18 protein-coding genes are annotated in these 21,351 nt (G+C 62.3%); 11 read left to right on the top strand and 7 right to left on the bottom strand.

The genetic code is table 11. The features are described 5' to 3' along the window. The first annotated feature begins 246 nt into the window (after window positions 1–246). Complete coding sequence (locus ATY76_RS00590; protein WP_088672853.1) at window positions 247–783, top strand: biliverdin-producing heme oxygenase; 537 nt, start codon at window positions 247–249, stop codon at window positions 781–783. Next, a complete protein-coding gene (locus ATY76_RS00585; protein WP_088672852.1) occupies window positions 780–3,353 on the top strand; it encodes an HWE histidine kinase domain-containing protein in 2,574 nt (857 codons plus the stop codon). Before ATY76_RS00590 ends, ATY76_RS00585 begins: the two co-directional genes overlap by 4 nt. A 4-nt stretch (window positions 3,354–3,357) precedes the next feature. On the opposite strand, the gene ATY76_RS00580 is transcribed toward ATY76_RS00585, so the two are convergent. Next, window positions 3,358–4,008 carry a TetR family transcriptional regulator C-terminal domain-containing protein gene (locus ATY76_RS00580; RefSeq protein ID WP_088672851.1) on the bottom strand — a complete coding sequence of 217 codons (651 nt, stop codon included), beginning with the start codon at window positions 4,006–4,008 and terminating at the stop codon, window positions 3,358–3,360. 299 nt (window positions 4,009–4,307) lie between these two features. On the opposite strand from ATY76_RS00580, the gene ATY76_RS00575 reads away from it, so the two are divergent. From ATY76_RS00575 to hydA, 3 genes are read left to right on the top strand one after another with little or no spacing between them, the layout of a single operon-like run. After that, window positions 4,308–5,561 (top strand): Zn-dependent hydrolase, encoded by a 1,254-nt coding sequence (locus tag ATY76_RS00575; RefSeq protein ID WP_088672850.1) that lies wholly within the window; start codon window positions 4,308–4,310, stop codon window positions 5,559–5,561. Further along, window positions 5,561–6,166, top strand: a complete 606-nt coding sequence (locus tag ATY76_RS00570) for a hypothetical protein (protein WP_088672849.1) — start codon at window positions 5,561–5,563, stop codon at window positions 6,164–6,166. Before ATY76_RS00575 ends, ATY76_RS00570 begins: the two co-directional genes overlap by 1 nt. A 34-nt stretch (window positions 6,167–6,200) precedes the next feature. Further along, window positions 6,201–7,655 carry a dihydropyrimidinase gene (gene hydA, locus ATY76_RS00565; protein ID WP_088672848.1) on the top strand — a complete coding sequence of 485 codons (1,455 nt, stop codon included), beginning with the start codon at window positions 6,201–6,203 and terminating at the stop codon, window positions 7,653–7,655. Window positions 7,656–7,712: 57 nt separating this feature from the next. Here the strand turns inward: hydA and ATY76_RS00560 are convergent, their stop codons facing one another. Continuing rightward, on the bottom strand, window positions 7,713–8,126 hold the full coding sequence (locus ATY76_RS00560; protein ID WP_088672847.1) for a cupin domain-containing protein: 414 nt from the start codon (window positions 8,124–8,126) through the stop codon (window positions 7,713–7,715). A gap of 94 nt (window positions 8,127–8,220) precedes the next feature. Between ATY76_RS00560 and ATY76_RS00555 the strand changes: the two genes are divergently transcribed. The 6 genes from ATY76_RS00555 (at window position 8,221) to ATY76_RS00525 (ending at window position 17,348) form a co-directional block, all read left to right on the top strand. Then, window positions 8,221–9,006: an ABC transporter ATP-binding protein gene (locus ATY76_RS00555; RefSeq protein ID WP_088672846.1), complete on the top strand. Its 786-nt coding sequence runs from the start codon at window positions 8,221–8,223 to the stop codon at window positions 9,004–9,006. A gap of 234 nt (window positions 9,007–9,240) precedes the next feature. After that, window positions 9,241–10,170 carry an ABC transporter permease gene (locus ATY76_RS00545; protein ID WP_088672844.1) on the top strand — a complete coding sequence of 310 codons (930 nt, stop codon included), beginning with the start codon at window positions 9,241–9,243 and terminating at the stop codon, window positions 10,168–10,170. Then, window positions 10,167–11,294 carry an ABC transporter permease gene (locus ATY76_RS00540; RefSeq protein ID WP_088672843.1) on the top strand — a complete coding sequence of 376 codons (1,128 nt, stop codon included), beginning with the start codon at window positions 10,167–10,169 and terminating at the stop codon, window positions 11,292–11,294. Before ATY76_RS00545 ends, ATY76_RS00540 begins: the two co-directional genes overlap by 4 nt. A gap of 59 nt (window positions 11,295–11,353) precedes the next feature. After that, complete coding sequence (locus ATY76_RS00535; RefSeq protein ID WP_088672842.1) at window positions 11,354–12,325, top strand: ABC transporter substrate-binding protein; 972 nt, start codon at window positions 11,354–11,356, stop codon at window positions 12,323–12,325. 499 nt (window positions 12,326–12,824) lie between these two features. After that, entirely contained in the window at window positions 12,825–14,015 is a 1,191-nt protein-coding gene (locus ATY76_RS00530) for an efflux RND transporter periplasmic adaptor subunit (protein WP_088672841.1), read from the top strand. A 12-nt stretch (window positions 14,016–14,027) separates the two neighbouring features. Continuing rightward, window positions 14,028–17,348: an efflux RND transporter permease subunit gene (locus tag ATY76_RS00525; protein WP_088672840.1), complete on the top strand. Its 3,321-nt coding sequence runs from the start codon at window positions 14,028–14,030 to the stop codon at window positions 17,346–17,348. Between the two features lie 95 nt (window positions 17,349–17,443). Here ATY76_RS00525 and ureG read toward each other — a convergent pair whose 3' ends face one another. The 5 genes from ureG to ATY76_RS00500 form a co-directional block, all read right to left on the bottom strand. Continuing rightward, entirely contained in the window at window positions 17,444–18,055 is a 612-nt protein-coding gene (ureG, locus tag ATY76_RS00520; RefSeq protein ID WP_008534592.1) for an urease accessory protein UreG, read from the bottom strand. Between the two features lie 84 nt (window positions 18,056–18,139). Then, entirely contained in the window at window positions 18,140–18,811 is a 672-nt protein-coding gene (locus ATY76_RS00515; protein WP_088672839.1) for an urease accessory protein UreF, read from the bottom strand. Window positions 18,812–18,816: 5 nt separating this feature from the next. Continuing rightward, window positions 18,817–19,401 (bottom strand): urease accessory protein UreE, encoded by a 585-nt coding sequence (gene ureE / locus ATY76_RS00510; protein ID WP_088672838.1) that lies wholly within the window; start codon window positions 19,399–19,401, stop codon window positions 18,817–18,819. Window positions 19,402–19,481: 80 nt separating this feature from the next. Further along, entirely contained in the window at window positions 19,482–20,345 is an 864-nt protein-coding gene (locus tag ATY76_RS00505; RefSeq protein ID WP_088672837.1) for a GGDEF domain-containing protein, read from the bottom strand. Window positions 20,346–20,675: 330 nt separating this feature from the next. Then, the gene (locus ATY76_RS00500; protein WP_088672836.1) at window positions 20,676–21,347 is read right to left on the bottom strand and encodes a TIGR02117 family protein; all 672 of its coding nucleotides are present in this window, start codon (window positions 21,345–21,347) and stop codon (window positions 20,676–20,678) included. Window positions 21,348–21,351 lie beyond the last annotated feature (4 nt).

Here is a 21,351-nt window from a genome sequence, read left to right as displayed (position 1 = left end):
ACTCGATGACGAAGTTACCGAACGGGCCGCGATAGAGATGATCGAGCGCCTGCAGGCTGAACGGCGCGCTCGCGCCGTAAGTGCCGCCGGTTAAACCGGCATAGACCAGGCGGCGGATTCGCGAAAGTGGGGAAGCTCATGTTTTTCTATGGGTTTCTCTGGAAATACTGAGGGGCTGCAATATATCGCTAATCTGCCATCCGAATAAACGGCACCCCGTGCCATATCGCTCAGAACACGGTCCGCATGTCACTTCGCAGCGTGCTTCGCGCACAAACAGCAGATTGCCACGCCGAAGTCGACAAGCTCTTCGGCACTTTCGACCTCTCCAGCAAAGAGCAGTACAGGACATTCCTGCGCGCGCATGCCCGCATCATACCGGCCGCCGAAGATGCGCTCGAGGAAGCCGGCGTCATCCGCCTGCTGCCCGACTGGCCGGAACGAAGGCGGGCACAGCTGCTCTCTGCCGATATCGGCGAACTCGGCGACCGGCTGCCCGAACGACTTCCCTCACCTGTTCTGCATGGCGAAGCGGCTCTGTGGGGCGCCCTCTACGTCCTGGAAGGCTCTAAACTAGGCGGCGCGCTGCTCGCCAAATCCGTGCCCGATCCTCTGCCCAGCGCCTATCTCACGCCGCAGGGCCCCAAGGGCGCCATCAAGGTCTTCATGGATCGTCTCGACGCGAGCGATGTCGCCGATCCCGCCACCGCCGTTTCGGCAGCCCGCGCGCTCTTTGATCTTTTCCTCAAGGCCGGGCAGCGCGAACTGGAAGCCGTCCCATGAACCGCGCGCGCGAACCTGTCGATCTCACCAATTGCGACCGCGAACCGATCCATCAGCTCGGCGCCATCCAGCCCTTCGGTTTCCTGTTGGCGATCTCGCTCGACTGGATGGTGACGCGGGCTTCCGCAAATCTTGCCGATTTTCTCGGAATACCGCAGGCCGATGCGCTCGGCCGCCCGATTTCGACGCTGATCACGCCGGAGGCGCTTCATACGATCCGCAACAAGCTGACCACGCTGCGCGGTCCCGATGTCGTCGAACGCATTTTCGACATCACCCTGACGGCTGATCAGTCCCGCTTCGACCTTGCCGTGCACATCAACGAAAATCAGGTCATCCTCGAAGGCGAACGCTGCCAGGAAGACCGGCGCAACGCCCCCTCGCTTTCCATGCGCAGCATGATGTCCCGCCTCGACCAGGCGGAGACGCTGGAGGCATTCTTCCGCGAGGGCGCAAGGCAGGCACGCGCTCTGACCGGATTCGACCGGGTCATGGTCTATCGTTTCGACGAAGGCGGCTCCGGCGAGGTGGTGGCGGAAGCCGCCCGCAGCGGCATCGGCTCGTTCCTCGGGCTGCACTATCCGGCCTCCGACATCCCGGTCCAGGCGCGCGCGCTTTATCTGCGCAACCTGTTTCGCATCATCGCCGATGTCGATGCGGTGCCGGTGCCGGTTCTTCCGCAAGTCGACGAATACGGCCAGCCGCTCGATCTCTCCATGTCGGTGCTGCGCTCGGTCTCGCCCATCCACATCGAATATCTAAAAAATATGGGGGTCGGCGCTTCGCTCTCCATATCGATCGTCGTCGACGGCAAGCTCTGGGGCCTCTTCGCCTGCCATCACTACGGCCCGCATCTGCCCTCGGCACAGAGCCGCTCCACCGCCGAACTCTTCGGCCAGATGTTCGCGTCGCGGCTTGAAAGCCGCGAGCGGCGGCTGGCGCTCGACTACGAGACCAAGGCACGCCGCATCGCCGACCGGCTTCTCACGTCGGTGGCGGATAATGCCAGCCTGCTCGACGACCCCGCCTGGCTGATCGAGGCGCTCGCCGATGCCGTGCCCGCCGACGGAATCGGCGTCTGGATCAACGGCCGGATGGCGCTGGCCGGCATCGGGCCGGACGAGAGAGGTTTTTCCGCACTCGTGCGTCATCTCAACCGCAATGCCGGCGGGCGCATCTATGCGGTAGACAGGCTCGCGGAGACCTATCCGGATCTTGAGATTGACGATGCGGTGGCGGGCATGCTTGCCATACCGATTTCGCGTTCGCCGCGCGATTACGTCGTGCTGTTCCGTCAGGAATTGGTGCGCACCGTCCGCTGGGGCGGCGATCCCCATAAGCCGGTGGAATACGGCCCCAACGGCCCGCGGCTGACGCCGCGCAAGAGCTTCGAAGCCTGGTCCGAATTGGTGCGCGGCCGCTCCCTCCCCTTTACCGAGGCCGAGCGCCGAGTCGCCGAAACGATCCGCGTGACTCTGATCGAGGTGGTGTTGCGCCTGACTGACGAGGCCAGCATGGCGCGCCAGATGGCGAACGAGCGGCAGGAGCTGCTGATCGCCGAACTCAACCACCGCGTCCGCAACATATTGAGCCTGATCACCGGCATCATCCGGCAGTCGCAGACGACGTCGGTCAGCCTCGGTGATTATATCCGCCAGCTCGAGGGCCGCATTCAGTCGCTCGCCCGCGCCCATGACCAGATCACCCGGGATCACTGGGCGCCCGCCTCGCTGCGACAACTGCTATCGGCCGAAACCGCGGCCTATCTCGGCAAAACCGCGCAACGCTTCCGGATGAACGGCGAAGACGTTCTGCTGGATCCCCAGGCATTTTCCACCGCCGCGCTGGTTTTCCATGAGCTGATGACCAACAGCGCCAAATACGGCAGCCTCTCCGTCGCCGGCAGCGGCACCGTCGAACTCGGCTGGAATCGTGACGATGAAGGCAATCTGCGCATCGGCTGGCGTGAAAAGGATGGCCCGCCGGTGGCCGAGCCGAAGCGCCACGGTTTCGGCTCGACAATCATCCGGCGCTCCATTCCTTACGACCTCGGCGGCAAGGCCGAAATCCGCTATGTCAAACAGGGGCTGGAGGCGGACTTCGTCATTCCCGCCCGCTATGTGGACGCCGTCGACCCAAGTGTGTTGCCGCAAGCGGCTCCTGCCGGCGTTGCGGAGCACAAATCCGCTCCCGCCAATCAGGAGCAACTCGCGGGCCTGAAGATCCTGCTGGTCGAAAACAACCTGATCATCGCCATGGACGGAGAGGACATCCTGCGCCGCCTCGGCGCGGAGGTGACGACGGCGCCGAGTGTCGCCGAGGCGATGGAAATCCTCGACGGCCAGTCCTTCGATTTCGCGCTTCTCGACGTCAATCTCGGAGACGAAACGAGTTTCGGGATTGCCGACCGATTGGCGGCCGCAGGCGTGCCCTTCGTTTTTGCCACCGGCTACGGCGAAGGCATCGCCCAGGCAAACAGCCACTCCGGTGCGCCCGTGTTGCAGAAGCCCTATACGACCGAAGGCATCACCGATCTCCTCGCCCGGGTGCAGCTTCCCAGGAGAGAATAGACGGTCAGGTCGCCGGAGTATCCGGCCGCAGCCCGCCGATGAAGAGCTGCTCCAGGAACCGCGCCGCATCCTCGAAACTCCCGTCGCCGGCATGCTCCTGACCCAGCACCGCGCGCACCTGGACGTCGAAATCGGCGTAATGCTGCGTCGTCGACCAGATGGAGAAGATCAGGTGGTAGGGATCGCATTCGGCGATCTTGCCCGATTTCGCCCAGGCGCGGATGACTTCGGCCTTCTCGTCGACCAGTTGCTTCAGCGGCCCCTTCAGCTCGTCCTCGATATGCGGCGCGCCCTGCAGCACCTCATTGGCGAAAAGCCGGCTTTCGCGCGGAAAATCACGCGCCATTTCCAGCTTGCGCCTGATATAGCTGCGGATTTCCTCCTCCGGATTGCCCTCGGCGTCGAAGGCGCGCAGCGGCTCCAGCCAGGTATAGAGCACCCGGTCGATCAGTGCCCGGTGCATGGCCTCCTTGGTGCGGAAATAATAGAGCAGGTTGGGTTTCGACATGCCGGCCACTTCGGCGATCTGGTCGATGGTCGAGCCGCGAAAACCGCGTGCCGAGAACACGTCGAGCGCCGCCTCCAGAATCTGCTCTTCCTTCTCCTCCTGGATCCGCGTCCGCCTCAAGGTCTTCGCTGCTCTCGGAATAGCCATCGGCTATTGTTTCCCCTTGAAATTCAACTTCTTCGCTCAGGTTTCGGCTGAGGGCGACCCTGCCGTTTTCTTGAGCAACTGCCCGCATTTTTATCGGCAATTTTCGTGATTTTCGTCTTGAGCCCGGCGGTGGAAGTTGTAATGTTTACCAATCGGTCAAATATCCGCCAGATGAAAAACAAAGGCAACTGGCGATTTTCCGGCGCTCGACAAAACCAATAAGAGGCGCTGGAATAGACCACGGGAACAGGCAGGCATGCCCCTTGCATGACTGCCGCAAACAGGTGAGGGCTTAAAAAATGGTGGCAGCACCAGGCGAGAACATGCGCGTCAATGGCGACCGTCTCTGGGACAGTCTCATGGACATGGCGAAGATCGGCCCCGGCGTTGCCGGCGGCAACAACCGCCAGACGCTGACGGATTCGGATGCCGAGGGACGCAGCCTTTTCCAAAAATGGTGCGACGAAGCGGGCCTTACCATGGGCGTCGACCAGATGGGCACGATGTTTGCCACGCGGCCCGGCACCGATCCCGATGCCCTGCCCGTCTATGTCGGCTCGCATCTCGACACCCAGCCGACCGGCGGCAAATATGACGGCGTGCTGGGCGTACTCTCAGCCCTCGAAGTCGTGCGCACCATGAACGACCTCGGCATCAAGACCAAGCATCCCATCGTCGTCACCAATTGGACCAATGAGGAAGGCGCGCGTTTTGCCCCTGCCATGCTAGCCTCAGGCGTCTTCGCCGGCGTGCACAGCCTGGATTTCGCCTATAATCGCCGCGACCCCGAGGGCAATCTCTTCGGCGACGAGCTGAAGCGCATCGGCTGGGTCGGCGACGAAGAGGTCGGCGCCCGCAAGATGCACGCCTATTTCGAATATCACATCGAACAGGGCCCGATCCTCGAAGCCGAAAACAAGCAGATCGGCGTCGTCACCCACTGTCAGGGCCTGTGGTGGCTGGAATTCACGCTGACCGGCAAGGAAGCCCATACCGGCTCGACGCCGATGAACATGCGCATCAATGCCGGGCTTGCCATGTCGCGCATCATGGAAATGGTCCAAGCTGTCGCGATGGGCGAGCAGCCGGGCGCCGTCGGCGGCGTCGGCCAGGTCTTCTTCTCGCCGAACTCCCGCAACGTCCTGCCGGGCAAGGTCGTCTTCACCGTCGACATCCGCTCGCCCGACAAGGCCAAGCTCGACCGCATGCGGGCAAAGATCGAGGCTGAAGCCCCGAAGATCTGCGATGCGCTCGGCGTCGGCTGCTCCATTGAAGCGATCGGCCATTTCGCCCCCGTCACCTTCGACGAAAAGCTCGTCACCGCAGTCCGCTCCGCCGCCGAACGGCTCGGCTACAGCCACATGAACCTCATCTCCGGCGCCGGCCACGACGCCTGCTGGGCCGCCAAGGTCGCCCCTGCCACGATGGTCATGTGCCCCTGCGTCGGCGGGCTCTCGCACAACGAAGCGGAAGAGATTTCCAAGGAATGGGCGACGGCGGGCGCCGATGTGCTGTTTCATGCGGTCGTGGAGACGGCGGGGATTGTGGCGTGATGGCGTCCGACTTGCCGATGGCCTATCTCGACTACGCTGATGCCCTTAACTTTTCTAGTCAGCGAACTGCCGACGACCTTGCGTGGGCCAATGCCAATTTGACGCCGGTGAACGAAGGGCCGTGGGGCGGCGTTCCTGCCGTGCGAGTCTTCTACATTGGCATTAACACCGCGGGCGAGCGCATCAAGCTTTCGCAAATATCGAGCTTTTGGCGCTATGAACCTTCGAGTGTTCAGCTGGCCATTTCTGGTGACGACACCTCGCGCCATCAATCCTACTATATCGTTGGGAAGCCCGAAGCTGTTGTTATCGTTCGGGTCGAACTCGGCCCTTCCATGCCCGGCATACTGATCGAACGCCCTAAGGGAAGCCAACCCGTACAGTCGACCGGGCTGATCGATGGCAAGGATTTCTATTTTCGCGAAAGCGATGGTTATTGGTCCTTATCCGTCGGCGGCACTGATGTCGTCGAACGGCCTGACTGGTATTATGAGGAAGAGCATGACACGCCCGATGAGCTGAGTGAGGAAGCCGTCTACAGCCTCATCGCCAAGGGTGCAGCGCTCCTGCGTGGTGGTACGCCCACGATGGCAGTTGAGCAGTAACAGCAACGGACCGCAGGGAGAAGGAACAGCAGCCATGACCACAGTCATCAAGAACGGCACCATCGTCACGGCCGACCTCACCTACAAGGCTGACGTCAAGATCGATGGCGGCAGGATCGTCGAGATCGGCCTGAACCTCTCCGGCGACGAAACGCTGGATGCGACCGGCTGTTACGTCATGCCGGGCGGCATCGACCCGCACACCCATCTCGAAATGCCCTTCATGGGCACCTATTCCTCCGACGATTTCGAGAGCGGCACACGCGCGGCGCTTTCCGGCGGCACGACGATGGTCGTCGATTTCGCCCTTCCCGCCCCCGGCCAGTCGCTGCTGGAAGCGCTGACCATGTGGGACAACAAATCGACGCGGGCCAATTGCGACTATTCCTTCCACATGGCGGTCACCTGGTGGAGCGAGCAGGTCTTCAAGGAGATGGAGACCATCGTCCGCGACAAGGGCATCAACACCTTCAAGCATTTCATGGCCTATAAGGGCGCGTTGATGGTTGATGATGACGAGATGTTCGCCTCGTTCCAGCGCTGCGCCGAACTCGGCGCCCTGCCGCTGGTGCATGCCGAAAACGGCGATGTCGTCGCCTCGATGTCGGCAAAGCTGCTCGCCGAAGGCAATAACGGTCCCGAGGCGCATGCCTATTCCCGCCCGGCTGAAGTCGAGGGCGAGGCCACCAACCGCGCCATCATGATCGCCGATATGGCCGGCTGCCCTGTTTATATCGTCCATACCTCCTGCGAGCAGGCGCATGAGGCGATCCGCCGCGCCCGCGCCAAGGGCATGCGTGTTTATGGCGAACCGCTGATCCAGCACCTGACGCTCGACGAGAGCGAATATTCCAATCCCGACTGGGATCACGCCGCCCGCCGGGTGATGTCACCGCCCTTCCGCAGCAAGCAGCACCAGGACAGCCTCTGGGCCGGGCTTGCCTCCGGCTCGCTGCAGGTGGTCGCCACCGACCATTGCGCCTTCACCACGGCGCAGAAACGTTTTGGCGTCGGCGACTTCACCAAGATCCCGAACGGCACCGGCGGCCTCGAAGACCGCATGCCGATGCTCTGGACGCACGGCGTCAACACCGGCCGGCTGACGATGAACGAATTCGTCGCCGTCACCTCGACCAACATCGCCAAGATCCTCAACATCTATCCGAAGAAGGGCGCGATCCTCGTCGGCGCCGATGCCGATATCGTCGTTTGGGATCCGAAGCGCTCCAAGACCATCTCGTCGAAGAGCCAGCAGTCGGCGATCGATTACAATGTCTTCGAAGGTAAGGAAGTGACCGGCCTGCCGCGCTACACGCTGACACGCGGCGTCGTCGCGATCGAGGAAAGCATCATCAAGACCCAAGAAGGCCACGGCGAATTCGTCCGGCGCGAGCCGGTAACCGCCGTCAGCAAGGCGCTCTCCACCTGGAAGGAGATCACCTCTCCGCGCAAGGTGGAGCGCAGCGGCATCCCGGCAACGGGCGTGTGACATGGCGCCTTGCGATACGGCCATCAACCGGGGAATGACGCCTCCATGCGGATGACCTCACGCCGGCACCAGCGCGTCCAGTTCCGGCAGAAGCACGACGCTTTCCTGCTCGTTCGGGTCGGTGCGGGCGATGACCGCCGTGCAGGGCGTGCTGCTGAGGTTTGCCGGCATATGCGGCACGCCGGCCGGGATATAGAAGAGCTCGCCGGCATGAACGACGACGTGATGCTCCAGCCGGTCGCCATACCAGGTATGGGCCTCGCCGGAGAGCATGTAGATCGCCGTCTCGTGCGCTTCGTGCAGGTGCGCCTTGGCGCGCACGCCCGGCGGGATCGTCAGAAGGTGCATGCAGATGCCCTTGGCGCCGACCGTCTCAGCCGCTATCCCTTGGAAATAGCTGAGCCCCTGCTTGCCGTCATAGGCATGGTTGGGGCGAACGATGTGGCAGGTGGGTTTTGATGTCGCGTCCATTTTCTTCCTCCATGAAATATGCCGCCGGCCAAGCCTGCGGCGATGGTAACATGCAAACCGCCTCCCGGCGGCGAAAACAAGATCGGTCGCATTGATGCAAGCACCCTCCGTCGTATCCGCCAAGGATCTCTGTCTCACCTACCAGGCGAATGACGGCCCGGTGCGGGCGCTGAGCGATGTCAATCTCGATGTGCGCAAGGGCGATTTCGTTTCTTTCATCGGTCCGTCCGGCTGCGGCAAGACCACTTTCCTGCGTGTCATCGCCGATCTCGAAAAGAGCACGTCGGGCGAAATCTCGATCAATGGCATGACGCCGGAACAGGCCCGCAAGGCCCGCGCCTATGGCTATGTCTTCCAGGCGCCGGCGCTTTATCCCTGGCGCACCATCGAAAACAACATTGCCCTGCCCCTGGAGATCATGGGTTATCGAGGCGCCGATCGGACGAGGCGGATCGCCGAAGCGCTCGATCTCGTCGGGCTCTCCGGTTTCGAGAAGAAATTCCCCTGGCAGCTTTCCGGCGGCATGCAGCAGCGCGCGTCGATCGCCCGCGCACTCGCCTTCGATGCCGACCTGCTGCTGATGGACGAGCCTTTCGGCGCATTGGACGAGATCGTCCGCGACCATCTGAACGAAGAGCTGCTGAAACTCTGGGCCCGCACCAACAAGACGATCTGCTTCGTCACGCACTCCATCCCCGAGGCGGTCTATCTCTCCACCAAGATCGTGGTGATGTCGCCGCGCCCGGGCCGCGTCACCGACGTGATCGACTCGACGCTCCCGGCCGAACGCCCGCTCGACATCCGCGACACCCCCGAGTTCCTGGAAATCGCCCACCGCGTCCGCGAGGGGCTGAGGACGGGGCATAGCCATGAGGTTTAGGCGGTTGAATCCGAGGGTTACCCCCCTCTGCCCTGCCGGGCATCTCCCCCACAAGGGGGGAGATCGATATGCCGAAACGGCTTCCCCAAACAATCAAAGCCCCCTGATCCAGCGTCGGAGCATTGGGGACCGACGCGCTATCCTCTTGCCGATCTCCCTCCTTGTGGGGGAGATGCCCGGCAGGGCAGAGGGGGGTGGCTACGCATTCAACGCCCCAAAGTGGGGGCAGACCCTATGAAACCCGACACCTTCAAGGACAAGATCGTCCCCGTCACCGCCATCCTGCTCCTCCTGATCGCCATCTGGTATGTCGCTGCCGTGCTGATGAACGCGCCGTTCCAGCGCGACATGGACAGCCGCGCCGGCGTCACGCCGACGGCGATGGAATTCATCGGCAAGGCGCTGGCGCAGCCGAAACCGATCCTGCCGGCGCCGCATCAGGTGGCGCAGAATGTCTATGAGAACACCGTCCTGCGCAGCCTCTCGAGCAACCGCAGCCTCGTCTATCACAGCTGGGTCACGCTCTCCTCCACCCTGCTCGGCTTCGGTTTCGGCATGCTGCTCGGCATCCTTCTTGCCGTGCTGATCGTGCACAACCGCGCCATGGACCGCTCGCTCATGCCCTGGCTGGTGGCAAGCCAGACGATCCCGATCCTCGCCATCGCGCCGATGATCGTCATCATCTCCTACAATGTGCTGACCGGCGACAATGCGCTGGCGCATCTCCTGAACCTCGATTCCGACGCCTCCCGCCTCGTCTCCAAGGCGCTGATCTCCACCTATCTTTCCTTCTTCCCCGTCGCCGTCGGCATGGTGAAGGGGCTGCGCTCGCCCGAAATCATGTATCTCGACCTGATGCGCACCTATAATGCCAGCCCGATGCAAACCTTCTGGAAGCTGCGCGTTCCGGCCTCGATCCCCTTCCTCTTCACTTCGATGAAGGTCGCGATCGCCGCAAGCCTCGTCGGCGCCATCGTCGGTGAGCTGCCGACAGGTGCCGTCGCCGGCATCGGGTCGAAGCTGCTCGCCGGCTCCTATTACAGCCAGACCATCGATATCTGGGCGGCCCTCGTCGCCGGATCGCTGCTGGCGGGCGTTCTGGTCGCGATCGTCGGCCTTGCGGCGAAGATCGTCGATCGCGCCATGGGCGGGAGGCCGGCATGAGACATCTGACCTCCTCCTGGCAAGGCACGGTTGCCCTGCTCCTCTGTCTCGCGGCTCTGATGAGCCTGCCGCTTGTGGCCGAGGGCGCAGCCAATCCCCTAACCGACGGCACGGCAAGCCTCATCTTCATCACCGTCGCCGCGGCTGCTCTCCTGTCTTTCGCGCCGCAGCCGCCGGCTTACCGCGCCACCGTTCTGTTCATCGGCGCGCATGGCGCCGCCTGGATGCTGCTGTCGACGCTGTCCGGCAACGAAGGCCTGGCGACCCGCGCTTTCTTCCTGCTGCTCTTCGCCTCCTGGCTGCTTGCCTGGCGCTGCGTCACGGAGTTTTCGAAGCTGCAGCCGCCGACCACATTCAGCAAGTCGGCGCTGCAGCTGCTGATCCCGGCGATCTTCGGCGCCTGGATCCTGATCCTTTGGGAGGCGATCACCCGCGGCGCCGGCGTGCCCTTCATCCTGCTGCCGCCGCCGAGCGCCATCGGCGCGCGCATCATGGCGTCCCTGCCGATCCTCGGCGACGACGTCAGGCAGACGATCTTCAAGGCGGTGCTGATCGGCTATATCGTCGGCTGCCTCAGCGGCTTCGTCGTCGCGGTGCTGGCCGATCGCGTCGCTTTCCTGCGCCGCGGCCTGCTGCCGATCGGCAACATGGTGTCGGCCCTGCCGATCATCGGCATCGCCCCCGTCATGGTCATGTGGTTCGGCTTCGACTGGCCGTCGAAAGCCGCCGTCGTCATCATCATGACCTTCTTCCCGATGCTGGTGAACACCGTCGCAGGCCTTGCCGCCTCCGGCAGCATGGAGCGCGACCTGATGCGCACCTATGCATCGAGCGACTGGCAGACGCTGCTCAAGCTCAAGCTTCCGGCGGCCATGCCCTTCATCTTCAACGCACTGAAGATCAACTCGACGCTGGCGTTGATTGGTGCCATCGTTGCGGAATTCTTCGGGACGCCGATCGTCGGCATGGGCTTTCGCATCTCCACCGAGATCGGCCGCATGAACGTCGACATGGTCTGGGCGGAAATCGCCGTTGCGGCGCTGGCCGGCTCGATCTTCTATGGCATCATCGCCCTGACGGAACGGGCGGTGACATTCTGGCATCCGTCTATCCGTGGTGGCTAGGCGCGCGCGGGCTTCGCAAATGGGGTTCGGGCATAACTTCAGAGGGTAAGGACAAGAAAATGAAAAAGTTGATGGTTGCAATGTTGGCGAGCGCCATGTCGCTCGCAGCCGCCCACGCGATGGCTGCCGACAAGGTGGTTCTGCAGCTGAAATGGGTCACGCAGAGCCAGTTTGGCGGATATTATGTCGCCAAGGACAAGGGCTTCTACAAGGAAGAAGGCCTCGACGTCGAGATCAAGCCGGGCGGTCCGGATATCGCTCCCGAGCAGGTCATCGCCGGCGGCGGCGCCGATGTGATCGTCGACTGGATGGGCGGCGCGCTGGTTGCTCGCGAAAAGGGTGTTCCCCTCGTCAACATTGCCCAGCCCTATCAAAAGTCAGGCCTGGAAATGATCTGCCGCAAGGACGGCCCGGTTAAGACCGAGGCCGATTTCAAGGGCCACACGCTCGGCGTCTGGTTCTTCGGCAACGAATATCCCTTCTTCGCCTGGATGAACAAGCTCGGCCTTTCGACCGATGGCGGCGCAAATGGCGTCACCGTGCTGAAGCAGAGCTTCGACGTGCAGCCGCTCGTGCAGAAGCAGGCCGACTGCATCTCCGTCATGACCTATAACGAATATTGGCAGGCGATCGATGCCGGCTTCAAGCCGGAAGAACTGACGGTGTTCAACTATACGGATATGGGCAACGACCTCCTGGAAGACGGCCTTTACGCCATGGAGGACAAGCTGAAGGATCCGGCCTTCAAGGAGAAAATGGTCAAGTTCGTCCGCGCCTCGATGAAGGGCTGGAAATATGCGACCGAAAACCCTGATGAAGCCGCCGAGATCGTGCTGGACAATGGCGGCCAGGACGAGAACCATCAAAAGCGCATGATGGGCGAAGTCGCCAAGCTCGTCGGCGATGGCTCCGGCAAGCTGGACGAGGCGCTCTATGCCCGCACGGCAAAGGCACTGCTCGACCAGAAGATCATCAGCAAGGAGCCCTCGGGCGCCTGGACGCACGAAATCACCGACGCCGCTTCCAAGTAAGCGCGGCTGGGATTTTGAAGCGAACGCGCGGGGAGATCTCCCCGCGCGTTCCGCATTTTTCCCGTTGATAAAAAAATGTCTTGCGACTGTAGCATTTATCGAGCCTGAAACGTCATTGATATAAACCGCCCGACATCTGCGGCGGTTGAGACGCGAGATGCATGCAAAACAACGAGGCGAAGCCGATCGCATGGATCAAATTCGATGTGACGCGCTTTAGAGAGGAGCAGGATCAATCATCGTAATGTTCACATAACCCTCCAGTGATTGATTCAGGTTCTGATGGTAATTATTATCGGCTCATGGGGAATTGTTTTCTGCCGGCCTTGCATATCGCGCAAATCGATACCAATTAGAGGCCGATTTGCCGACGAGGGAAGAAGACGGCGAATAATGTGCGGATACCCCTGAGAATGCAGGAAAGGCAGTGGCCTAGTCGCGAGCTCGATGGCAGACGCGCGAATTCGGCTAACCTTGTGATAAGATTGGACGAAAACGCATGGCACGCAAGCCTACCAGAATTCTAGGCGCATCCACCCTTTTTGCAGCCGCGCTCGCTGCATCCACCGCATTTTCCGAGGAAGCGCCGGTCGCAAAGCCGCAGCAGAACCTGCCGGCGATCGTCGTCACCACGGCAGTGAACCGCACGCTTGTCGATCGTGTCATCGGCACCGGAACGGTCAAGCCAGTCGAGGAAGTCTATATCCAGCCGCAGGTCGAGGGCCTCTCGATCCGCACGCTGAAAGCCGATGTCGGTGACAAGGTTCAGGCCGAAAGCACGCTGGCGACACTCAACGACGACGCGCTGATCCTGGAAAAGAGCCAGATGATGGCGACCAAGGCCAAGGGCGAGGCAAGCCTCGCCCAGCTGCGCGCCCAGCTCATCGAGGCGCAGGCCAATGCCGAACAGGCAAGGCAGCAACAGGCCCGTTCCCAGGAAATGGGCAAGAAGGGCACGGTTTCCACGGCCCAGGTGGAGCAGGCCGATGCGACCGCCGCCGCCGCCAATGCTCGTGTCGTCTCCGCCGAACAGGCGATCGAGGTCGCCGAAGCCGATCTCAAGGTCTTCGACAGCCAGATCGCCGATGCTGATCTGAAACTCGCTCGCACCGACGTGAAGACGCCGGTTGCCGGCGTGGTTTCGGCAAAGAATGCCAAGGTCGGCGCCATTGCCGCCGGCAACGGCGATCCGCTGTTCACGATCATTCGTGACGGCGATATCGAGCTCGTGGCCGAAGTCGCCGAAAGCGATATCGTCAGGATCGTCGCCGGTCAGAAGGCGACGATTTCGCTTTCCGGCAGCCGCGAAAAGCTTTCCGGCGCCGTGCGCCTGGTGTCTCCGACCGTCGATCCGAGCACCCGCCTCGGCCTCGTCCATATCTCCATCGACGATGACAGCAAGGCGCGCTCCGGCATGTATGGCAGCGCCGAAATCATCGTCCGCGAGACCGAGGGCGTATCGCTGCCGCTGACCGCGGTGCTCACGGGCAACGAAGGCTCGTCGGCCCGCAAGGTCGAGGACGGCGTGGTGAAATTCGCCAAGATCGAAACCGGCATACAGGACGGCGCCTATGTGGAGATCGTCGACGGATTGAAGACCGGCGACGAGGTCGTGGCCAAGGCGGGCGCCTATGTCCGCGACGGCGACCGCATTACGCCAGTGCGTGAACAGCCTGCGGCTTCCAACTAAAGAGACCATCCGATGAATTTTTCAGCCTGGTCCATTCGAAATCCGATCGCGCCGCTCCTGGCCTTCTGCCTGCTGATCTTCATCGGCATGCAGTCTTTCAACAAGCTGCCGATCACGCGCTTCCCGAACATCGACGTACCGCTCGTTTCGATCAGCGTGACGCAGAGCGGCGCTTCGCCGGCCGAACTCGAAATGCAGGTGACGAAGGAGATCGAAGACGCGATCGCCTCCATCACCGGCATCGACGAAATCCAGTCGACGGTCACCGACGGCAGTTCGCAGACCAACGTCATGTTCCGCATGGAAGTGCCGACGGAACAGGCCGTGCAGGACGTCAAGGACGCGATCGACCGCATTCGCAGCGACTTGCCGGCGACGGCAGAAACCCCGATCGTCACCAAGGTCGACGTCGAGGGCCAGGCGATCCAGAGCTTCGCCGTCTCCTCGCCCGACATGTCGCTCGAAGAACTCTCCTGGTTCGTCGACGATACGATCAAGCGCGCCCTGCAGGGCCAGGCCGGCATCGGCCGCGTCGACCGTTACGGCGGCGCGGAGCGCGAAGTGCGCATCGAGCTCACCCCCGGCAAGCTCGATGCTTACGGCATCACCGCTGCCAGCGTGAACGAGCAGCTGCGCGGCACCAACATCGACCTCGGTTCCGGCCGCGGCCAGGTGGCGGGCAGCGAACAGGCGATCCGCGTTCTCGGCGACGCCCGCAACGTCGCCGAACTTGCCGACACGACGATTGCGCTGCCGAACGGCCGCTTCGTCAAACTGTCGGATCTCGGCGTCATCAAGGACACTTACGAGGAGCCAAAATCCTTCTCGCGCTTCAACGACACGCCAGTCGTCACCTTCGGCGTCTTCCGCTCAAAGGGCGCCAGCGAAGTCAGCGTCGCCGAAACCGTGGCGCAGAGCCTCGAGAAGGTCAGGAGCGAAAACCCGAATGTGAAGATCGAACTGATCGACGATTCGGTTTATTTCACCTACGGCAACTACGAAGCTGCCATCCACACGCTGCTCGAAGGCGCGCTTCTCGCCGTCATCGTCGTCCTTCTGTTCCTCAGGAACTGGCGTGCGACCCTGATCTCGGCGATCGCCCTGCCGCTTTCGGCGATCCCGACCTTCTGGGTCATGGACCTGATGGGCTTCTCGCTGAACCTCGTCAGCTTCCTCGCCCTGACGCTGGCAACCGGTATTCTGGTCGACGACGCGATCGTCGAAATCGAGAACATCGCCCGCCACATCAAGATGGGCAAGACGCCCTATCGGGCGGCGATCGAGGCCGCCGATGAAATCGGCCTCGCCGTCATCGCCACCACCTTCACCATCATCGCCGTCTTCGTGCCGGTCTCCTTCATGCCGGGCATTCCGGGCCAGTACTTCATCCAGTTCGGCCTGACCGTCGCCTTCTCCGTCTTCTTCTCGCTGATGGTGGCGCGCCTCATCACCCCGATGATGGCCGCCTATCTCATGCGCGCCGAAGACGGCATGGAAGACCATCACGACAATGATAGCCTGCTGATGAAGGGTTACACCCGCCTGATACGCGGCACGACCGGGCACAAATATTCGCGATACCTGACGCTGCTTGCGGCGATCGGCTTCCTCGTCGGCTCCGTTTTCCTGCTGATGAAGGTTCCCGGCAGTTTCCTGCCGCCCGAGGACGCCTCGCGTATCGTTCTCTCCGTCGAGCTGCCGCCCAATGCGCGGCTTGACGACACCGAGAAGACGACAAAGTCGATCTACGACAGGGTCAAGGACATCAACGGCGTCGAAAGCGTCTTCGTCCTCGGCGGCGCGTCGCCGAAGGGAGATCTCGAACTGCGCCGCGCCACCATCACGCTCGCGCTTCACAAGCTCGACCAGTCGCTGATCAAGAAGGTGGTCAACGACGTCTTCGGCGCCATTCCCGTCATCGGGCCGATGCTGCCGAAGGTCGAGGTCCATGGCCGCGAACGCCCGCAGTGGGATATTGAAAAGGAAGTCTTCGCCAAGCTGCGCGACATTCCCGACGTCCATATCCTCAAGCTCAACGACCGCGGCGAGCGCGACCTCTCCTTCAACTTCCTGTCCAAGAACGAGAAGGACCTGAACGACGCCGTCGGCATTCTGGAATCGAAGCTCCGCGCCGACCCGCTGCTCGCCAATGTCAGCGCCGACGGCGCCTTGCCCCGTCCGGAACTGCAGGTCTATCCTCGCAAGGATGAGGCTGCCCGCCTCGGCATCACGCCGCAGCAGATCTCCGAGACGATCCGCGTCGCCACCATCGGCGATGTCGATGCGGCACTTGCCAAGATCTCGCTCGACGATCGCCAGATCCCGATCCGCGTCCAGGCAGCGCTCGACATGCGCCGCGATCTTGCCGCCCTCCGGGCGCTGAAGATCCAGACCGCCAGCGGTGGCACCGTTCCGCTCTCGAGCGTCGCCAATATCGACTATTCGGAAGGCGTCAGCTCGATCAAGCGCAACAACCGCAACCGTGTCGTCTCGATCGGCTCCGATCTGCCGCAGGGCGTGGCGCTCGATACGGCTTCGGCCCGTTTCCGCGAGATCGTCAACGCGGCCAATATCCCGGCCACGGTGCACCTCGCCGAAAGCGGCGATACCAAGGTGCAGACCGAGATGCAGCAGAGCTTCGTCAACGCGATGTTGATGGGCCTCCTTCTGGTGCTGACGGTGCTGATCCTGCTGTTCAAGGACGTGATTCAGCCCTTCACCATCCTGTTCTCGCTGCCGCTCGCCATCGGTGGCGTCGCGGCAGGCCTGATCATCACCAGCAACCCGCTGTCCATGCCCGTCATGATCGGCATTCTGATGCTGATGGGCATCGTCACCAAGAACGCCATCCTGCTCGTCGATTTCGCGATCGAGATGCGCCATCAGGGCATGGGCCGCGTCGAGGCCATGGTCGAGGCCGGCCGCAAGCGCGCCCGCCCGATCATCATGACTTCGATCGCCATGTCGGCGGGCATGCTGCCGTCGGCGCTCGGCGTCGGCGAAGGCGGCTCGTTCCGCGCGCCGATGGCAATCGCCGTGATCGGCGGCATCATCGTCTCGACCGTGCTGTCGCTTGTCGTCGTGCCTTCCTTCTTCCTGATTATGGACGATCTCTCCCGCCTGCTCGGCTGGATGTTCGGACGCATGGTCGGCAGGAAGGATGAGGAGGAGCTGCCGCTGTCGCGCGAGGATCTCACCCGCGTGACCCGCGAGAACCGCAGCGATATCGACGCGCTGGACGAGCGCCTGACCGCGATCGAAAAGCCGGAAAGCAAGCGCAAAAGCGCCAACGACACCAACGTGCTTCGCTTGCCGCCGTTCGCAGCTGAGTGAGCAACATCTCGAGAAGCAAAACGGGCCGGGAGCGATATCTCCCGGCCCGTTTCGTTTTACCGCCCTCGCCGCCGTCGGCGAGAGGTGTCTGACCCTCAGAGCCCGCCCTGCTCCCTCAGGAAGCTGACGATTGAGCTGACGCCGTCGCCCCGCTTCATGTCGGAGAACACGAAGGGGCGGCTCGCACGCATCCGCGTCGCATCCCGGTCCATTACTTCTAGATCGGCGCCGACATGCGGCGCCAGGTCCTTCTTATTGATGACGAGCAGATCGGAGCGGGTGATGCCGGGTCCGCCCTTGCGCGGGATTTCCTCGCCCTGGCAGACGGAGATGACATAGATGGTGATATCGGCAAGATCGGGTGAAAAGGTCGCCGCCAGATTGTCGCCGCCGGATTCGATGAAGACGACGTCGAGATCGGGAATCCGCTCGTTGAGCCCGGCGATCGCCTGAAGATTGATCGTCGCATCCTCGCGAATGGCGGTATGCGGGCAGCCGCCCGTCTCCACGCCGACGATGCGGTCGGAAGGCAGGGCCTGCATGCGCACCAGCGCCTCGGCATCCTCGGTCGTATAGATGTCGTTGGTGACGACGGCGACGGAATAGTCGTCGCGCATCGCCTTGCAGAGCTTTTCCGTCAGCGCCGTCTTGCCCGAGCCGACCGGCCCGCCGATGCCGACGCGCAAAGGTCCGTTTCTTGATTTCATGTGTTGCACTCCAATAGGATTCCGATGATAGCGACGCCGGCGGCGCGCGCCACCGTCAAACGACGCAGATGCTGCGATAATCTTTCACGAGCGGAACAGCCGCGTCGCCTGCGTCTCATGCCGCAGGCTGGCGATATCGGCCTGTATGGCGGCCGAACCGAGATCGTCGAGCGTCGAGCCCGCAGCCCGCCGGGCGGTCGCCGCAACCTGTTCCTCGAGGCCGGCCAGGACGGCAACCCCGTCTCTTTGTCCGGCGACGCCGAGGCGGATGCCCGCCGAAACGGCCTGCGAGGCATAGGCATGCAAGAAGACCGCAATCACCTTCTCAAGCCCAATGCCATGCGCGCCCGCAACCGCTCCGACCGCGATCGGATAAGCAGCCTTATCAGGCAACCTGTCGAAAACGTCATCCGGCCAGGCCCGCGCCGCCGCGAGGAAGGCGTCGCCGAGCAGCATGGTTTCCTGATGGCGTTCGCGCGATCCGGCAAGCGCCTCGGCGAGTGCCGCGATTTCGGCAAGGCGCGCGGGATCTGCCTGCTGCCTGTGGCTTTCGGCCAGAAGCACGGCATCGTTCCAGGCCGAACCGTGTTCGATCAGCGTGCCGATCCACGCAGCCAGCGAGACCGCATCGCAGACGAGCCCATCGGCCACCGCCCGCTCCAGCCCGCCCGAATAGGCAAAACTGCCAACCGGAAAGGCCGGCGAAAGCCATGCCGTCAGGCGCAGCAATGCCTGCAGTTCACGATCCCCAGTCATCCGCTTCAGTCGTGCTTGTGACCGTGATGTCCGTGGTCGTGGTCATGGTCATGATCGCAGCCCGGCCCATGCACATGGCCATGGTCATGGCCGTGATCGTGCTTATGCTCATGCCCGTGATCGTGGTGGGCATGTCCGTGATCGTGCGAATGCCCGCCATGGGAATGATAGGCTCCGCGCGCCGGCTGGAAGGGCTCCTCGATATCGAGCACGGTGGCGCCGAGGCCCTGCAGCATGGAACGGATGACATGATCGCGCAGGATGACGATGCGGTCTTCCTCGATCTGGGCTGCCAGATGGCGGTTGCCGAGATGCCAGGCGAGCTCGATGAGATGCGTGCGGTCGCGTCCGCGAATTTCGAAGAGCTTCTCGTCGGCTGCAAGGATCTCGATCAGTTCGCCGTCCTCGCGCACGAGCAGGTCGCCATTGGCGAAAAGCACCGGATCCTTGAGGTCGAGCATGACCATCTCGCCATTCTCCAGATGCAGGAGCTTGCGGCGCAGATGCCGCAGGTCATGCGGCAGCTTGACCTGGGCGGTCGGATGGGAAGAAGGGGTTCCGGCGGGAAGATAGGAGGTGACGCGCTGCATGATATGTCCACTTTGCTGAGACGACGACCATGCAAAATAGCCCTTTCCGATGCAAGCACCAATGGTCGGGCTTGCGGCTTTTATATTCCGTAGGCCTGCATCACGTTGTCGCTCCCCTGCCCCCGGCTCTCGGCGTCGGGACTGTTTTCGGAAAGCCCGTGCCAGGCATGATGCAGCCCTTCCCGCTCGTGGACGACACGGTTGCGCCCGAGCGCCTTGGCGAGATAGAGCGCCCGGTCTGCCGAGGCATAGACCTGCTGCTTGTTGCGCCCGGCGACGAGATCGGCCACGCCGCCGGAAATGGTAATGGCGATATTGTGCCCGTCCGCCAGGATCGGCCCGCCGGCGAGCCTTGCCCGCACGGCCTCTATCCGCTCGAGCCGTGCTTCCAGCGGTTCGCCGGAAACGATGACGCCGAATTCCTCGCCGCCGAGCCGCGCAACGACGGAGAGCTCATCGAAGGCAGAGGTCAGCACCGCCGAGACCGCCGTGATGACGGCGTCGCCGCAGGCGTGGCCGAAACGGTCGTTGATCGCCTTGAAGCGGTCGACATCGAAAATGACGAGTGAAGCATCGCCTTCGATCCTGTCCAGCGCCTCCGTGAAGGCGCGCCGGTTCAAGAGGCCGGAGAGCGTATCGGTGCGGCTCAGCTTTTCGAATTCCGCCCGCGACAGTGTCAGCTCGCGCATCGTAAACCCCGTCGCCAGCGACAGTACGCCGGAAACCGTGCCGCCGACGAGCCATGAAAAGACGGCGCCGAAGCCGATCGCATGCAGAAGGTTCACCGGCAGCAGCCCGAAAAAGCCGAGCGGCGGTATCGTCAGCGCCATGATGGCGCCGGAGAGAATGACGGCAAGAAAGCTCATCTTCAACGCAAAGACATAGACGTTCCTGCGATATTGAAAATTGCCGAAATCGGCCTGCAGCGACATCCAGTTTCTCATGAGAATCGACCTTCCTGCCCGGCGTTTCAAGGCATTGATAAGAGGCCAATTGCTGCGGGTGTCTTAATCGGATCGTTAAAATTCGAACGGTTTTGGACGATTTGACGTGCGGATTTTTTCTAGCAGGGGATGCAAGCACCCGATCCCTGAGCCGGACAGGGCGGGGAGACAGTGAGATAATTGATATTAAAAGGTTTTTCTGGGCTGGACCCCAGGCCTGTTCCAGAATGGCTTACCTGTGGAAAACACAGGTTTCCCCATCGATTTTTACAACCAGATCGGGTGTCCCGTTCACAATTGCGTTTACGTCAGGACTGGCCTGCGACTGCGTCAATTGTAGACATCAATGGATAATCGCAATGATTGTGGGAGCGGATTCCATAAGCCGGTTCGAAGCCCGGCCGAACGCAGTGCTGCGGCAGTCCAGGTGTTGCAGCCGACGAGCGCGTTGAAATATCCCTTGGCCTCAAAAAACCGGTCGATTTCGCCGTAGCCTGCATTCCGGATCAGCGCGATCTCTCCCTCGTTGCGGACGAAACTGTCCAAGATGAAGCTACGCAGCCGCGCCAGTTGATCGCTATCGATATCGAAAGCCATCACGGCCGGCTGCGGCTCGGCGATGTGGCCGGCGAGATCCACGTGCAGCACCGAGCGATCGATCGTCAGCGCCCGCAGCACCGGCAGCGGCTTCAGCTCCGACCAGGTCGGCGTTTCCAGATAGAAGGCGCGGCCGCCCCAGCCGACGACGAGCCATTCCGCATTCGGATGGCCGAGCGGAAAGCCGGGATCGTCGAGGAACGAAAATGCGGCCCGTGTTTCCTCGTCAAGCGGAATGGCAATATCGGTATGAATCGGTCCCGACAGAAGCAGAATCCGCTGCGTCGCCGCCGCGGACGAGGCCTTAACCGGGGCAAACAGCGGCCGGGGAATGATGGTTCCGGCCGTCGCCAGAGCGACGAGCAGCGCTACGATCCGCAACAGCCAGCGTATGCCTGTTTTCATCGGA

This window comes from Rhizobium sp. R339, assembly GCF_002211395.1.
In the GTDB taxonomy this organism is placed as follows: domain Bacteria; phylum Pseudomonadota; class Alphaproteobacteria; order Rhizobiales; family Rhizobiaceae; genus Rhizobium.
The sequence above is the reverse complement of the archived record's forward strand: the minus strand, read 5'-3'. Positions and strand labels throughout refer to the sequence as shown.